Origin of the sequence: Bacillus sp. JJ864 (genome assembly GCF_036963045.1) — a bacterium.
Classification (GTDB): domain Bacteria; phylum Bacillota; class Bacilli; order Bacillales; family Bacillaceae_G; genus Bacillus_A; species Bacillus_A pseudomycoides_C.
In genome coordinates, this window is the sequence record NZ_JBALLY010000098.1 from 1 (window position 1) to 15807 (window position 15807).

Sequence of the window (15807 nt, forward strand, 5' to 3'; positions counted from 1 at the left end):
AAGAAAGCAATAAGAATACAAACAAGGTATATAAGAAATGGTTACAAACCATCGCAACATGGAAAGACCATCACAACTGGAAATTATGGAGTATCCTTCATAAAACAGTGTATATGAGTAATCAACAAATTTTATTTCAAATCAAGAAGGGAGGGAACCTGGTTTAAAACTTATATCCCTTTGCGTATAGTTGACTCGGATGAATGATTATGCGCAAAACAAGACCGTTCCTAACAGGAACCTGCCGTTATTCTTTCACAGTAGGTGAATGAGAAGGTGATAGCCTTGCGGGCAGGAAAAAGGTGAGATTCCTTTTCGGTAGTTGGCTTTTGTCTTGGTTCTCCAACGTTTTGATAGATTTTTATAAGTTTTTTAAACCAGGAAGGCTATGGAAGAGATTGTCGGCCATATTTTAGCTGGAATCGCACGGGGAGCGATTGCACTTGGGGAAGTAGCGGAAGATGCTGTTAAAGTGATCGTTCGAGGAACAATTCGGGTTGGAAGAGCTGTAGGAGAAGCTCTAGCAGAAGAACTTGTAGAGTTAGCGTTAGGACGGATAGAAGGACGAGAACAGCGAAAACAAAAAAGATTTGCGCGGCATGTGGAAAAGTTAAAGGGATATGATTGGTTTAAGGTTATATATGAAAATGAAAAATGCCGAGATGTTATTCATACAGATAAACGTTATCTACACTTATTGAGTAAAGGGCGGTATGTACATAAGGTAGTTCGTAATGAAAACGAACGTAAGCAATTTATCCAGCGAATCCGTATTGAAGCAAAGGTTGATGATGTGATTTGGGATATACAACAGGATTAATCTTTTTTACATGAAAAAGCAGCCAATATTGGCTGCTTTGTTGGTTCTATCTATTACAATTAATGCGTCGGCGTTTCCTCGATATTTGTTTCTAACATTGACTCTGCATCAGGAGTCCCCTCATCTATACTTAAGACTACTTCATACTGACGTAATCTTAATTCGAAGAGTGTGACAGGATCACGATAAACTTCAGGATTTGATTTCATTGTATGCAATGTATTTTGATGTTCTTGTATTTCTAAATGAGTCTGTTCGATAGCTTGTTTCAATGAACTAAACGGATCTCTAAAGAACATAGTAATATCTCGCTCTAGTGCATTTTCAAATAGCTCAAACTGTAAGAAAAACTTGTTTATAATAGAAGTAGTTACATCTGTAAAATCTTCATTTTCTAAATACTGTTTGTATTTGTTATACAGCATTGTTTTATTTTTAGGAAGAGCTCCGAATAATTTCCCTGCACTTTTTAGTAAAAATTGCGCAGGTGTAAAGCGGCGGAAGATATTTATTTCTTCCATCTGTATTCGACTCGTCATTCGATCCGTATCACGTCGCCAATCATCAAGTATTTTAAAGTCGCATGCTAACTGGATTCGATTTTCTCCGCATAAAGAGTTAAGTCCTTCACTTATTTCTTCTAAGTATGCTTGACTTTGCAGGAACTCATGATTTGAAGTTTCAATCCAATTTTGCATGGATGAAGCGAAGTTAGGTAACACAGTTTGTTCTAAATAGTTGCGAATTCTCTCGTTCATTACTGTATTTAATTCCGTATCCATATGTCTAAAATCGCTGTCTTCACTAATGAGATCAGAGCAGCTTTGCAGTAGCTTCGGAATATGCTCTGTAAGATCATTCGTAATGTTATGTTTCATTGTACGATAGGAATCTGTAATGAAATGAATTTTTTCTTTTTCAAAAGCAGTAAGATTATTAATAAAGCCATTTAGTCTCATTAAAATATCTTCATTCCAATTAATAGAATCCACTAAGTTATTTTCCATCTCAACTCGTTTATCCAATAGATATTGAATTGCTTTTCGAATGAAAAGTAGTATTTTTTTCGTACGTTCTTGATCAAGATTTTTATACTCAAAGTTAAAATGAATAAAATCAGTTAACTCGTTTAATTGTTGACTGTTTGCATATAACGATGAATAAGGTAAAACTTTCGCCTGTGGAAAATATGTGTTTATTCTCGTTTGTGTATCATGTATCACTCGTTTTACTTCTGCTTCGCTATAAATGTTATCAATTTTATTCAATAAGAAATGAATTTGTAAATCTGGTGCATGTTCTTGAATGTTTAATAAAATATCACGTTCTTTGTCAGTAAAAGGTGAATCTGCATTCAATACGAATAACAAACTGTCTACTGAGTCTAAATAGCCGAATGTTTCATTTCTCATATCGTTGTTTCTATTAAAGCTAGGTGTAACAACGAATGCTAGTTTGTTTTTACTTAAAGGCTTGCAAGGTAATTTAAATTCAATACATGTTTTTTCTCTATATGTTTGTCGGTGCATAGACATCATGTTATGGAAATCAGAGAAATCATTAGTCGTTGAAATTGTCGCATCTGTTATAGCGTTAATTTCTGTATGAGTGTCATCTTTAAAGATAACTGTATTTGCGCTTGCGTTTTCTAATATATTTTCTCCTAGTACAGAGTTAACAAATGAAGATTTTCCGTTTCCAGAAGTTCCTGTTACTAAAAGACGATTTGTTCTTACATCTGCAAGCTCATAGACCAACCATCTAAAGCGATGTCCCATTTCTAAATCATTGTTTTGTGCCCACTGTGTAATAGAATCAAAAAGATGTAAACTATAGTCTAAACCATCCTTGTAATCGGTAGAATATAACAATAGTTTTTCTGCATGTTTCACGTCTGCCGAATCTATTTTAGCAGAGAAAATCTCATCCCATGCCAATACTGCTGCAGATGGGAAGACAGAGCGAGAAGGATTGACCATTTTTAACCAATTCGTTAAAATATTCGGAACAATATCATGTAATTGTCTCAGCATATACTGGCCTTGAATTAATTCAAAATACGTTTCTTCGTAAAGAGAAGAAATGTCGTCCCATTCATCGGCTGAATATACTTCGATATGTGAGAAAAAGTCATTTATTGTTTTAAGCCAAAGCAAATAAGTTTGTTCATTCTTATAGCTGTGCCAAAGCGATGAAACAATTTGTGTAAATTGGACTAGGTCTACATTGTGTAACGTAACTAGTACCTTATAGAAATAATCTGGTGAAATGGTTTTCGTAAATCCTTCATCAATATATTCCTTTAAAATCTCAAACCATTGGAAGGACTCTGTTCGAATCATTTCATTTACTGCAAGTTCCACCGCGCTGTCCCAATCTTGCTGTTCTTCATAAAAGGAACGAGCAATAGCTGTAACGTTTGGATAATCAGGATTTACAGAAACAGCTTCTTTAATAACTGCGAAAGCTAAATCAAGTTTGTTTTGTTCTATGTAAAGAGAGAGTAATTGCAATGAAATTTCGGTCATAAGTATTTTATTATCAGTAGCAATGGACGTATAAACAGTTTCGGCAGCGGATAATTGATTGAGCTCGAAGTAAGCATCTGCAATATTCTTTTGTGCCCATGGTTCTAATTCATTATTGACTTTCTCCCATTTAAAAATAGCGGATTCAAAATCTTGATGGTGATAATAAAACTCACCTTGTGCATAACGAATATAAGATCCATCCGAAAATTCATTTTTTTGTTCGGCTAAATAAGCTTCTCCCAGTACTTGGAGAGGCGGATGTGTTTCATTTTCCATTAGAAATGTTTCATAATATATTTTTTTTATTAATTGTTTTTCTAGTGTCATGTTTTTCCCCCACTATATCTTGAAAAGTGTATATTTCTTTATATGTCAACACTTTTTTTGCATTGATGCTCTTTATTCTAGCAAAGATTTTCTTTTAAAAAATTTCATTTTCCTTTCATTTTTAGAGTAGGATTGAATTTTCATGCATAAAGTTTCAGTTTTTTTTCAATTTCCTTTCAGTTCTGAAACAACATTAACTCTTCCTAATAACATAATAAGGCTATAATATTCTACATGAAGTTGTAACATTGGATGTAGAGTTCGGCATAAAAACAATGTATAGTGAATAGGTATACCATGTTTGCTTTATTGATGGAAAGGGTACAATGTGGAATAACGATAACGTATGGGATGTGTCGTGCGAATGGAAGAACATATTGGTGAATTAATCGCACACTACGGTTATTATGGAATTATTATTGCGCTTGCTGGAGGAATCGTCGGATTACCAATACCAGATGAATTTCTACTTACATTTGTCGGATATAATATTTCAAGGGGATATATGTCAGGAACAGAGGCGTTTACGAGCGGCATGGCTGGGGCTATCATTGGGATTACATTAAGTTATATGCTTGGTTTAAAACTAGGACTCCCTGTATTGAAAAAATATGGTTCTAAAGTGGGGATTAAAGAAGCTCAAATCGAGAAGACTCATATTTTATTTGAGAAATATGGTCCTTTTTTATTGGTGTTTGGCTATTTTATACCTGGTGTTAGACATTTAACTGCTTATTTTGCAGGAATGTCCGACTTAAAATGGGGTAAGTTTTGTTTATATGCATATGGCGGTGCGCTCATTTGGGTGAGCGTTTTTATTGGACTCGGGTGGAAATTAGGAGAAAAGTGGCGAGATGTAGAGTACAATTTACATCGATACGGATTTTGGATTGGTGTTGTTTCAATCATTATCGCTTTGATTGTTTATACATATGTAAAAATACAAAAAGATAAGAAAAACCGCTAATGTATATAGCGGTTTTTTTTATGTTATTCTGCAATTTCCTCATATAAGAAGTACGTCACATTATAAATATGTTCTACCTCGTCATCTGTCATATACATCAGTTCTTCACGTTCAATTCCTTTTTTCTTTTCAATAAATTCAATCATATTTTTCCGTTCTTCTCTTTTGATCATTTTAATTTCTCCTCTCAATCTGTTTTAATACAGTTTATTTAAGTTAGTACTATTATATAACAGAATCTTTAGAAAGTTCCAGCTTTTTCAATTTTTTTTGGAAAAGAACTTTTCGACAAAACAAGACCTCACAAACTCATACCATAATCTCAGTTCTATCTATTTTTGTGTGCAAAGAAAATATAAAAAAGCATCCGTTATTTCACGAATGCTTTTTATTCCATCATTTGCTTAATAAGTTCCCGGTTACGTTGTTTAAAAACATCATTATGGGAAGAAACCATGCCATATTCACTTGCATCCGGCTGAATAAATTGTTTTGCTTTATTCACGGCGTTCCCAGCATCTTGAAAAGCACCAGCGATTAAATGCAATTTACCCTCGTGTTTTAAAATATCTCCCGCAGCATATAACCCTTCTATGGAAGATTCACTATTTGCATTACCTGCAATAAAGTAATCATCTATTATTTCAATATTTAGTTCACTATTCTTCAATAATGTCATATCACGTTCGTATCCATGATTAATAATGACTTCATCAATTGGTAAATATGAAACTTCTCCTGTTTCATGATTTGTTAATTCCACACGCTCAATTGCTTCATGATTATTATCTGCAATTAACTTTGTAATTGTTGTATGCAAGAAGCATGTTGCAGAGCTATTCATAAGTTGTGTTACTTGTGCTTCATGACCAGACAAAGTATCTTTTCTATATGTTAAATACACTTTTTTTGCAATTGGCTCCAGTTCATTAGCCCAATCGATTGCAGAATTGCCTCCGCCTGAAACAATGACCGTTTTATCCTGAAAATGTTTTAAAGATTTTACAGTATAATTTAAATTCGATACTTCGAATCTTTCAGCACCTGCAATTGCTAATTTTTGTGGCTTTAATATTCCGCTCCCTGTTGCTACAATAACAGTCTTTGAAAAATGTCTTTTTCCAGAGGATGTCTTTAACACAAAGATTCCCTCTTCATTGCGAGTTATCGATTCTACTTTTTCATTTAATACTACTTCTGGATGGAATGTTAATCCTTGCTCTACAAGTTGATCAATTAACTTAGCCCCCATAACTGGTGGCAATCCGCCAATATCCCAAATCATTTTTTCTGGATAAACATGTATCTTTCCACCTAATTGTGGCTGAAATTCAATAATCTTCGTTTTCATTTCTCTTAATCCACTATAAAACGCTGAATAAAGCCCTGCAGGTCCACCACCAATCACAGTTACATCAAATAATTCCTCTTGATTCATTCGCGTTCACTCCTCAGTTTTTAATGTATATTGATTATCATTCTCAATAAAATATAACCTGTTTCAATTAGATTTACAATCCAAATTACTATTGACAATATAAAAAGATAAAATTATATTATTAAGTGGTTGAAATTGATAATCATTTTCAATTTGTAAACTATTAACAAAATTGGAGGGAATGTAACGTTTCATTGACTTATAAATTATTCAAGTACTTTTATTACAATAAATCTCGAGATCAAGATTTATAAGTCCAATATAGAACGAATTGTGAGATTTCATCCTGTTAGAAAGCTATATATTACATTCACTTTATAAAAGGAGAAGACGAATGAAAAAATTATTTATTTCACTTACAGTTCTATTTGTGCTTGTTATGAGTGCTTGTAGCAACGGATCAACAAATAAGAAAGAAGATTCAAGTGCAAAGGGAAGTAAATCAGAAACAATTACATACCAATCTGAAAATGGTAAAGTTGAAGTCCCTGCAAACCCAAAACGAGTCGTTGTATTATCATCATTCGCAGGTAACGTAATGTCTTTAGGTGTAAATCTTGTTGGGGTAGATTCATGGTCCAAACAAAATCCGCGTTTTCAAGAGAAATTAAAAGATGTTGTTGAAGTATCAGATGAAAATATCGAAAAAATTATTGAATTAAATCCAGACTTAATTATTGGTTTGTCTAATATTAAAAACGTTGATAAGTTAAAGAAAATTGCTCCAACTGTTACATTCACATACGGAAAAGTAGATTACTTAACTCAACATTTAGAAATCGGTAAATTACTAAATAAAGAAAAAGAAGCAAAAGCTTGGGTGGATGATTTCAAGAAACGCGCACAAGCAGCAGGGAAAGATATTAAAGCAAAAATCGGAGAAGACGCAACTGTTTCTGTTATTGAAAACTTCAACAAGCAAATTTATGTGTACGGCGAGAACTGGGGCCGCGGAACAGAAATTCTTTATCAAGAAATGAAATTAAAAATGCCTGAAAAAGTAAAAGAAAAAGCATTAAAACCAGGTTATTATGCATTATCTACTGAGGTTTTACCTGAGTATGCTGGGGATTACTTAATTGTAAGTAAAAATAAAGATACTGATAACTCATTCCAAGAAACAGAATCATACAAAAACATTCCAGCTGTGAAAAATAATAGAGCATTCGAAGTAAACATGATGGAATTCTACTTTAATGATCCACTTACATTAGATTTCCAACTAGACTTCTTCAAGAAAAGTTTTCTTGGTCAATAATTCAACAATGAGGAATTCTTATTTTAAGAATTCCTCTTCCTTTATTCTATGAAAAGAAATGATGTGAAACGAATGACAAAAAACAATCTACGTTCTGCTTCCTTTACGTACAAATTTATTTTAGGAATTATTGCGTTTTTCCTTATTTTTATAATCGCGATGTTGTTTGGTGCGGCAGATACAACTGTAAAGGATGTATGGTTAGCGCTTACTTCTTCAGCCAAAGGAGAAAAGCTTTCCATAATCCGTGAACTACGCTTACCACGTGAAGTTGCAGCTATTTTTGTTGGGGCCGGTCTCGCTGTTTCTGGTGCAATTATGCAAGGATTAACCCGCAATCCACTTGCGGATCCAGGTCTACTTGGTCTAACTGGTGGTGCTAACGCTGCACTTGCTATTACCATTGCCTTTATACCCTCTGTAAATTATTTTTATATGATGATTGCCTGCTTTATTGGAGCAGCACTCGGTGCAATGATGGTTTTTGGCATTGGGTTGATGAAAAAGGGAGGGCTTTCTCCCTTTCGAATCGTCCTTGCTGGATCGGCAGTTTCAGCATTCTTAGTCGCGGTTTCAGAAGGGATTGGGATTTACTTCAAGATCTCGCAAGACGTATCTATGTGGACAGCAGGAGGCGTAATTGGAACAACATGGAGCCAGCTACAAATCATTATTCCAGTTATTTCAGTAAGTATATTTATTGCCATTTTATTTTCAAAGAAATTAACGATTTTAAGTCTAAGTGAAGAAGTCGCAATTGGACTTGGTCAAAAAATCATCGTCATTAAAACCGTTCTTTTTATTGTTATTATTTTGCTTGCAGGTGCCTCTGTTGCACTTGTTGGAAACATGGCATTCGTAGGTTTAATGGTGCCCCATATGGTACGACCAATCGTCGGGCCAGACTATCGCTTTGTTGTCCCGATGTCTGCAATTGTTGGTGCTTCTTTTATGCTATTGGCTGACACAATCGGACGTACAATGAATGCTCCATATGAAACACCACTTGTTGCCATTGTTTCCATTGTAGGTTTACCATTCTTCCTATTCATTGTACGTAAAGGAGGAAGAACATTCTCATGATTCAACAATCAATTTTAAAAAAACAACGACTCATTATAATGGCTTTACTTATACTTATTATCGCAACAATCATAGTCGGTATGGGATTAGGAGCTGCTTCACTCTCCTACGATAGGCTGCTTCCAACATTATTTGGACAAGGAACATTTAAAGAAGAATTTGTTTTATTCTCTCTTAGATTGCCTAGAATTACAATTACACTATTAGCCGGCATGGCACTTGCCTTATCAGGGGCTATATTACAAGGGATTACTCGAAACGATTTAGCTGAACCTGGAATTATCGGTATTAATTCAGGAGCAGGTGTAGCGATTGCGATTTTCTTTTTGTATTTTCCAATCGATGCAGGTTCATTTGTATACTTACTACCAGTTGTTGGATTTATGGGGGCTTTTATTACGGCTTGCCTGATTTATGTCTTTTCATATAAAAAAACTACGGGACTTCAGCCGATAAATTTAACATTAACGGGGATTGGATTCTCATTCGCACTCTCAGGAACAATGATTGTAATTATCTCCTCTGCTGAACGTGCCAAAGTAGATTTTATCGCAAAATGGCTTGCCGGAAATATTTGGGGAGATGATTGGGTCTTTGTATTGGCTATCCTTCCATGGTTAGCTATACTGATTCCGTTCACATTATATAAGGCAAACCGTCTAAATATTCTTGCCTTAAACGAACCCGTAGCGATTGGCGTCGGGATTGAAATTGAAAAAGAACGCCGCTCTCTACTACTAGCAGCCGTTGCATTAGCAGCCACTGCAGTTTCAGTTACAGGGGGAATCGCCTTTATTGGGCTTATGGCCCCGCACATTGCAAAATCTTTAGTTGGGCCAAGACATCAAATGTTTGTCCCTGTAGCCATTCTGATCGGTGGATGGCTATTATTACTTGCAGATACAATTGGTCGGCATATTGTAGAACCAAGTGGAATTCCTGCAGGTATTATGGTTGCTTTTATTGGTGCTCCCTATTTTATGTATTTGTTACTGAAAAAGTAGAAAAAGCCTTCGAGAATCTCCTTTCTCAAGGCTTTTTCTATTTTTTATTATTGACTATACCCTTCAAACTATATTTAAAATCTAATGAAGTCTTGTTTTGTTCGTTATCCCGCTATTCGTGGGCAGTAAAGGCTGGGGAAGCACGGGGAGAAAACTGCCCGTAAAAGCCCGATTGGGCGGGCTTTCCATTAGTGGGGGATGAAGAAAACCCCCACTGATGGAAGTTTCACTTTATTATAGACGTAAAAATTCTGGTTGTGTTGTACCAGCACTATCAATGTAATAAATGGTATCAGGATTGATTTTTATTAACACGTAATTTGGATCTTCAGGACCAAGTAACCAACGTTTTAAACTATTTGTCCAAAATTTATTTTTTAACGTACTGTCTTCTTCAATAGAAGCAATGCCTTCTATTTCAAGATATTCTTCTTCCCAGTGTTTTCCCTGGCGACCAAGTAAAACATGAACATTTGCATTTTGTTCGATATCTGTTATTTTTTTTGATTGCCGATCTGTTGCAGCGTACAATACGAAATCTTCATGAAAAAACATCATAAAGCAGCTGTACGGTTTGTTGTCACGAATGGTTGCGAGAACACCGATTTGTTGGTTTTGGATAATCTTTTCGATTTTTTCTTTTATATGCATTTGTTTCTGCTCCTTTCGAGTGTAACACTCCTGTTTTTCTGAAGCGGGATTTCCTGTAAGAGTTCAATTGTTTATGCTCGCTCTTATTATTTTCTTCAATACATCTTTTAAAACGTAATTACGATAAAAATTGGGTAAATTAGAAGAAGAATAATGGTAATATAAAGAGTGATTGATAAAGGAAGGGAAGGATGAAAAGGATGTTTAATAAGATTTTTTTATTTGTTGCAGTCATTGGTGTACCGCTTTCTGTCCTTGGTAACGTAATGCATTGGCCACAAACAATTATGTTTGCTGTATATTGCGTCACAATTATTGCACTTGCCGGTTTTATGGGGAGAGCAACGGAAAGTTTGGCGGTTGTGTCAGGACCTCGTATAGGTGGCTTGTTAAACGCAACATTTGGTAACGCAGTCGAGCTTATTATTTCTATTTTTGCATTGCAAGCTGGGTTAACAGAAGTCGTACTCGCTTCGTTAACAGGTTCTGTTCTTGGGAACTTATTATTAGTGGGTGGACTCTCTTTTTTTGTAGGTGGTCTGAAGTATAAACGTCAAACCTTTAATGTATATGACGCGAGGCATAATTCATCTTTATTAATTTTTGCAGTCGTTGTTGCTTTTGTGATTCCCGAAATATTTTCAATGAAAATGAACGTCGAGAAAACGTTCCAACTTAGTATCGGCATTGCTATTATTATGATTGTTTTATATTTAGCAGCATTGTTTTTCAAACTTGTTACGCACCGCGGCGTATATCAGCATAAAGAAGAAGTAGTAGAGCATGATGAAGAGCCAGAATGGTCAAAAGGAAAAGCGTTGCTTATTTTAGCGATTGCAACAGTAGCGGTTGCTTATGTATCAGAGGCACTTGTACATACAATTGAAACAGTTGCTAAGACATTTGGCTGGAGTGAATTGTTTATCGGGATTATCATTGTGGCGATTGTCGGAAATGCAGCAGAGCATGCATCGGCTATAGTTATGGCTTATAAAAATAAAGTTAATATTGCTGTTGAAATTGCAGTTGGCTCAACATTACAAATTGCCATGTTTGTTGCGCCTGTACTTGTCATTATTTCTATGTTCTTTGCGGTAAATATGCCTCTTGTATTCACGATTCCAGAATTGGTAGCAATGATTACGGCTGTATTTTTGACAATTGCCATATCAAATGATGGCGATACAAATTGGTTTGAAGGTTTAACATTACTTGCCGCTTATCTCATTATGGGAATCGGTTTTTATTTATTATAAAAAGTTTGGATAACAATAGAGAGCAGGGAAAAGAATATAACCGTATAGTCCCATTAGGAAGGAGCTTTACGGATGAAACGAGTGTGCAATATTTATATCACCATTATGTTCTCGTTTATCTTTTTATTTCCTTGTAGTAGTTTTGCGAAGACAGAATTGAATATGAAAGTTCCACCATCTGTTTTAAATGTCTCAAAAGAAAATACGTATCCAAATCCAACAGAGGACCTGCCGCGCTTACAACCGAGTGAACTAGCAAAAACATTGCTTGAGACATCGCCAATAAAGATTGAAAATCCGGATTTAATTCGAATGTTTAATGAAACATCTATTTCTAATGCACCACTTGCAGTTGGATATCGCGCGAAAATTTATTTAGGACAATGGCCTTTAAATTATGAATCGATTGAAACAACAATGAACTGGGAATACAGGCAAGTCAATCGGAATGTTCATGATAATCGCGGTGGACAGGGATTTTATCCACTTCGCTATAAACAAGAAGCACAAAAGCTAGTAGAAGGTGGGCTTACTTCTTACATTAAGGATGCAGAAGATGTGAAGAAGATGATGCTGTTAAAAGCGATGGAAAAAGTACGTTTACCTCTTTCGTTTAAAACAATTATTGGTTATGGAACCCAGCATGAACGAGTATATAATATTAGTCCGAAACAACTTGGATATTTATATGCGTATACGCCAGCAGTTAACGAAAAAGGAAAAGTAACATTTGGCGAAGTATATCTTGTCTTAAAAGGGAATCAGCGAAAATTGATGATTAAAAATATCACATCACAAGGAATTGGAGCATCCATACCAATTCAAGATCATATTTCCTTTAAGTTTATTTCGTCTCCTGATCCAAGGTAAAGGTTCATACAAAAAACGTCAGCATGATAGTACGCTGACGTTTTTTCTTATAACGTGATGTTTGCTTGTTTCGTTAAGAAATTTTCTGTTGGATAATAACTATTTTTTACAAGAATGTTTGGTCCAAGACATTTAACAGCTGGACAATGACAGCTTAATTCTTTTGCTGTTTGTGAGGAACTCCACTTGTCATAAGCTTCTTGCAGTGTATTTGTTTGAACATTTCCGAGCATTGGAACGTCACCGAAATCTGTAACGATAATACTGCCGTCAAAAATATTTACATTTAAGCGAGAACGACCGTCTGGGTCATTACGTACTGTGACATTTTTACTTGTATGCAGCTTTTTGAATATTTCTAAATCGCGTTCGTCGCTGCTACATGCATAGAATGGCAATGTTCCAAATAGCATCCATACATTTTCATCGCGAATATCGAGAAGGTGTGAAATGGCACTCAAAATTTCATCTTTCGTTAAAATTTCAAGATTGCTAGCAAAATCACTTGGATACATTGGATGTACTTCATGACGTTTACAGCCCATCTCTTCAACGATTTGACGGTGAATATGTTCAATATGCGGAAGTGTACGTTTATTGAGCATTGTTTCAGCAGAAACAAGAACACCTGCTTCTGATAAGGCTTTACTATTTGAAATCATCCGTTCAAATAATTTGGCACGTTGTTCATATGACGGTTTGCGCTCCATCATCGCAAATCCGCCCTGGGCGAAATCATCAATCGTTCCCCAGTTATGAGAAATATGTAAAACATCGAGATAAGGAATAATTTGTTCATAACGGGCTAAATCTATAGTTAGGTTAGAGTTAATCTGGGTGCGAACGCCTCGTTCGTGAGCATATTTTAAGAGTGGTGTTACATAATTATCAACAGACTTTTTGGAAAGCATCGGCTCGCCGCCTGTAATACTTAAAGAACGTAGATGTGGAACTTCATCTAATCGTTGTAATAATAAATCAAGCGGAAGTGGGTTTGGATCTTTTGGCTGTAATGTATAACCAACAGCACAATGTTCACAGCGCATATTGCATAATGTTGTCGTTGTAAATTCAACGTTTGTTAATAATAATTTGCCATACTCTTCAAGGTCCATATAAGCTTCCCATGGATCATAAGAAGGAGTAATTGGCTTCATTTTTTGTGATGTATTCATTTATGAAATACTCCTTTGACTATTGAAATAACAATTTGTCCATCCTCTATGATAGAAGAAGATTGCTTATTTATAAAGTGAAAAAATCAAAATGAATGTATATATATAAATATAAATTGAAAAACCGACATAAAAACCCCATTTTTTTAGGGGAGGGCGAGAGCGTCTGGCCGCGCGTAGGAGCGGTCAGGGCCTTTTCCTGCCACATGCGATGTTTGAAACAAAAGGAGCAGGCTAGTAGCAGGGCATGTTGTATTCTGCATAGTAGCGATTTGTGTATTGAAAAATCAAAGTGGATATATAGTTGAACCAGTCGGACTTTTACTGTCCGTGAATAGCGGGATGAACCATTTTACACAAATTGATGGGAAATTTCATGACCGTAATAATCACTTTTGCTGTATAATAAAAGAAAGATTCAACAAGTAAACAAATGAGTATGCTAGATATGAAATTAGGATAACTCGCATAAAAAGGAGAGAGCACCTATGGGAAATGCTACTTATGATAAAGATTCACAATTAGTATATTTGAAAGAACGTTTAAATATGTTTATAGAGGTTATTGATACAATTGAACCAGAAGACGTGGAACTAGAAGATGTGGATCGCCTTCTTGAAATGTTAGATGATATTGAGTTTAAGTGTGAGCAATTTAAAAAGAGTGAGTAAAGGATCAGCGAACTGCTGATTCTTTTTTGTTAGAAGCAATGCCCAAAAAGATGTATAATCAAATTGTGAAATTTTGAAATGCATTTTGGTAGCGTTCACAATTGAGGGGGAAGTAATCATGAAAAAGCTTCAAGAAAGCATGTATAAACTAATTGTTGAGACGTCAACAAACTTACCAAAAGATGTTCGACGTGTGATTCAACAAGCGAAAGAACGAGAAAGTGCAGGAACTCGTTCAGCGATGGCGCTTGGCACAATTACAAATAATATTAAAATGGCAGATGATAATATTTCGCCAATTTGCCAAGATACAGGGATGCCAACTTTTAAAGTGTACACACCAGTTGGTGTAAATCAATTACACATTAAAGAAGCAATTTACAAAGCGATTGAACAAGCGACGAAAGACGGGAAGCTTCGCCCAAACTCTGTTGATTCTCTGTTTGGTGATAACAGCGGAAATAACTTAGGACCAGGAACACCTGTCATTAAGTTTGAACAATGGGAAAAAGATTATATCGATGCACGTCTTATTTTAAAAGGCGGTGGCTGTGAAAATAAAAATATTCAATACAGCTTACCTTGTGAAATTGAAGGACTAGGACGAGCTGGCCGCGATTTAGAAGGAATTCGTAAATGCCTTCTTCATGCGGTATATCAAGCACAAGGACAAGGATGTAGCGCTGGCGTAATTGGCGTTGGTATCGGAGGAGATCGCACGTCAGGTTATGAGCTTGCGAAAAATCAATTGTTCCGTGCATTAGATGATGAAAATCAAGTAGAAGAATTAAAGCAGCTTGAAGACTATATTATGGAAAATGCTAATAAGCTTGGTATTGGAACGATGGGATTTGGCGGCGAAACAACATTACTTGGCTGCAAAATCGGTGTATACAACCGTCTTCCAGCTAGCTTCTATGTTTCTGTTGCGTATAACTGTTGGGCATATCGCCGCCTAGGTGTAACGATTCATCCAGAATCAGGTGAAATTCTTGACTGGTTATACCAAGAAGGTGAAGATACGTTAACACACGAGGAAGCAAACGAAGAGGCAAATACGCAACGTGAAATCGTCTTACAGGCGCCAATTACAGAGGAACAAATTCGCGAACTTCGCGTTGGTGACGTTGTAACGATTAACGGTATGATGTACACAGGCCGCGATGCAATTCATAAACATTTAATGGATAACGACTGCCCAGTTGATTTAAACGGACAAGTTATTTATCACTGCGGACCAGTTGTTGTAAAAGATGAAAACGACAATTGGAAAATTAAAGCGGCAGGACCGACAACAAGTATTCGTGAAGAACCGTACCAAGGCGATATTATGAAGAAATTCGGTATTCGCGCTGTTATTGGTAAAGGCGGCATGGGTGCGAAAACATTGGCGGCATTAAATGAACATGGCGGCGTATACTTAAATGCAATTGGCGGTGCAGCGCAGTACTACGCAGAGTGCATTAAAGATGTACAAGATGTTGATTTCTTACAATTTGGTATTCCAGAAGCAATGTGGCATTTACGTGTAGAAGGATTTAAAGCAGTTGTAACAATGGATTCTCATGGTAATAGCTTACATGCTGATGTGGATAAATCATCTTTAGAGAAATTAGCAACGTTTAAAGAACCAGTTTTTAAATAAGAAAGAGGAGCTGACGTTTGTCGGCTCTTTTTTGTGCGTCGAACGTTGTCGAATGATCTTTAATTCGTGTCGAAGCGCCGATAAATGTTAAAAAACGGTCGATATATTGCA

14 protein-coding genes are annotated in these 15807 nt (G+C 35.8%); 9 read left to right on the forward strand and 5 right to left on the reverse strand.

The annotated features are described in order from the left end of the window. The first annotated feature begins 388 nt into the window (after nucleotides 1–388). Nucleotides 389–820 carry a hypothetical protein gene (locus tag V7024_RS15845; RefSeq protein WP_335521614.1) on the forward strand — a complete coding sequence of 144 codons (432 nt, stop codon included), beginning with the start codon at nucleotides 389–391 and terminating at the stop codon, nucleotides 818–820. A 59-nt stretch (nucleotides 821–879) separates the two neighbouring features. On the opposite strand, the gene V7024_RS15850 is transcribed toward V7024_RS15845, so the two are convergent. Then, nucleotides 880–3678, reverse strand: a complete 2799-nt coding sequence (locus V7024_RS15850; RefSeq protein WP_335521616.1) for a dynamin family protein — start codon at nucleotides 3676–3678, stop codon at nucleotides 880–882. A gap of 364 nt (nucleotides 3679–4042) precedes the next feature. Between V7024_RS15850 and V7024_RS15855 the strand changes: the two genes are divergently transcribed. Beyond that, on the forward strand, nucleotides 4043–4645 hold the full coding sequence (locus tag V7024_RS15855) for a DedA family protein (RefSeq protein WP_335521618.1): 603 nt from the start codon (nucleotides 4043–4045) through the stop codon (nucleotides 4643–4645). Between the two features lie 23 nt (nucleotides 4646–4668). Here the strand turns inward: V7024_RS15855 and V7024_RS15860 are convergent, their stop codons facing one another. Both V7024_RS15860 and V7024_RS15865 read right to left on the reverse strand, forming a co-directional pair. Next, nucleotides 4669–4815: a BH0509 family protein gene (locus V7024_RS15860; protein WP_028411195.1), complete on the reverse strand. Its 147-nt coding sequence runs from the start codon at nucleotides 4813–4815 to the stop codon at nucleotides 4669–4671. Nucleotides 4816–5033: 218 nt separating this feature from the next. Next, a complete protein-coding gene (locus V7024_RS15865) occupies nucleotides 5034–6083 on the reverse strand; it encodes an NAD(P)/FAD-dependent oxidoreductase (RefSeq protein ID WP_335521620.1) in 1050 nt (349 codons plus the stop codon). A gap of 334 nt (nucleotides 6084–6417) precedes the next feature. Here V7024_RS15865 and V7024_RS15870 point away from each other — a divergent pair, with 334 nt between their 5' ends. The 3 genes from V7024_RS15870 to V7024_RS15880 are packed head-to-tail and all read left to right on the forward strand — an operon-like array spanning nucleotide 6418 to nucleotide 9428. Next, nucleotides 6418–7341, forward strand: coding sequence for an iron-hydroxamate ABC transporter substrate-binding protein (locus V7024_RS15870; RefSeq protein ID WP_335521622.1), 924 nt, complete (start codon nucleotides 6418–6420; stop codon nucleotides 7339–7341). 48 nt (nucleotides 7342–7389) lie between these two features. Beyond that, nucleotides 7390–8424, forward strand: a complete 1035-nt coding sequence (locus tag V7024_RS15875; protein WP_335521624.1) for a FecCD family ABC transporter permease — start codon at nucleotides 7390–7392, stop codon at nucleotides 8422–8424. After that, entirely contained in the window at nucleotides 8424–9428 is a 1005-nt protein-coding gene (locus V7024_RS15880; RefSeq protein WP_335521690.1) for a FecCD family ABC transporter permease, read from the forward strand. Before V7024_RS15875 ends, V7024_RS15880 begins: the two co-directional genes overlap by 1 nt. 234 nt (nucleotides 9429–9662) lie before the next feature. On the opposite strand, the gene V7024_RS15885 is transcribed toward V7024_RS15880, so the two are convergent. Continuing rightward, the gene (locus V7024_RS15885) at nucleotides 9663–10079 is read right to left on the reverse strand and encodes a pyridoxamine 5'-phosphate oxidase family protein (RefSeq protein ID WP_335521627.1); all 417 of its coding nucleotides are present in this window, start codon (nucleotides 10077–10079) and stop codon (nucleotides 9663–9665) included. Between the two features lie 200 nt (nucleotides 10080–10279). On the opposite strand from V7024_RS15885, the gene cax reads away from it, so the two are divergent. After that, complete coding sequence (cax, locus tag V7024_RS15890) at nucleotides 10280–11335, forward strand: calcium/proton exchanger (RefSeq protein WP_335521629.1); 1056 nt, start codon at nucleotides 10280–10282, stop codon at nucleotides 11333–11335. Nucleotides 11336–11407: 72 nt separating this feature from the next. Continuing rightward, a complete protein-coding gene (locus V7024_RS15895; RefSeq protein ID WP_335521631.1) occupies nucleotides 11408–12205 on the forward strand; it encodes a YfkD famly protein in 798 nt (265 codons plus the stop codon). 47 nt (nucleotides 12206–12252) lie between these two features. Here V7024_RS15895 and yfkAB read toward each other — a convergent pair whose 3' ends face one another. Further along, complete coding sequence (gene yfkAB / locus V7024_RS15900) at nucleotides 12253–13380, reverse strand: radical SAM/CxCxxxxC motif protein YfkAB (RefSeq protein ID WP_335521633.1); 1128 nt, start codon at nucleotides 13378–13380, stop codon at nucleotides 12253–12255. A 488-nt stretch (nucleotides 13381–13868) separates the two neighbouring features. On the opposite strand from yfkAB, the gene V7024_RS15905 reads away from it, so the two are divergent. Together V7024_RS15905 and V7024_RS15910 are read left to right on the forward strand one after the other, a co-directional pair. Further along, nucleotides 13869–14051, forward strand: coding sequence for an SE1561 family protein (locus V7024_RS15905; protein WP_020061169.1), 183 nt, complete (start codon nucleotides 13869–13871; stop codon nucleotides 14049–14051). Nucleotides 14052–14169: 118 nt separating this feature from the next. Continuing rightward, nucleotides 14170–15696, forward strand: a complete 1527-nt coding sequence (locus V7024_RS15910) for a fumarate hydratase (RefSeq protein ID WP_335521635.1) — start codon at nucleotides 14170–14172, stop codon at nucleotides 15694–15696. Nucleotides 15697–15807: the final 111 nt, after the last annotated feature.

Bases quoted from the DNA above. Each gene is read 5' to 3' on its own strand.
- V7024_RS15855 (WP_335521618.1), top strand. From the start codon at position 4,043: ATGGAAGAACATATTGGTGAATTAATCGCACACTACGGTTATTATGGA.
- yfkAB (WP_335521633.1), bottom strand. From the start codon at position 13,380: ATGAATACATCACAAAAAATGAAGCCAATTACTCCTTCTTATGATCCA.
- V7024_RS15875 (WP_335521624.1), top strand. From the start codon at position 7,390: ATGAAAAGAAATGATGTGAAACGAATGACAAAAAACAATCTACGTTCT.
- V7024_RS15910 (WP_335521635.1), top strand. From the start codon at position 14,170: ATGAAAAAGCTTCAAGAAAGCATGTATAAACTAATTGTTGAGACGTCA.
- V7024_RS15845 (WP_335521614.1), top strand. From the start codon at position 389: ATGGAAGAGATTGTCGGCCATATTTTAGCTGGAATCGCACGGGGAGCG.
- V7024_RS15870 (WP_335521622.1), top strand. From the start codon at position 6,418: ATGAAAAAATTATTTATTTCACTTACAGTTCTATTTGTGCTTGTTATG.
- V7024_RS15905 (WP_020061169.1), top strand. From the start codon at position 13,869: ATGGGAAATGCTACTTATGATAAAGATTCACAATTAGTATATTTGAAA.
- V7024_RS15865 (WP_335521620.1), bottom strand. From the start codon at position 6,083: ATGAATCAAGAGGAATTATTTGATGTAACTGTGATTGGTGGTGGACCT.
- V7024_RS15895 (WP_335521631.1), top strand. From the start codon at position 11,408: ATGAAACGAGTGTGCAATATTTATATCACCATTATGTTCTCGTTTATC.
- V7024_RS15850 (WP_335521616.1), bottom strand. From the start codon at position 3,678: ATGACACTAGAAAAACAATTAATAAAAAAAATATATTATGAAACATTT.
- V7024_RS15885 (WP_335521627.1), bottom strand. From the start codon at position 10,079: ATGCATATAAAAGAAAAAATCGAAAAGATTATCCAAAACCAACAAATC.
- cax (WP_335521629.1), top strand. From the start codon at position 10,280: ATGTTTAATAAGATTTTTTTATTTGTTGCAGTCATTGGTGTACCGCTT.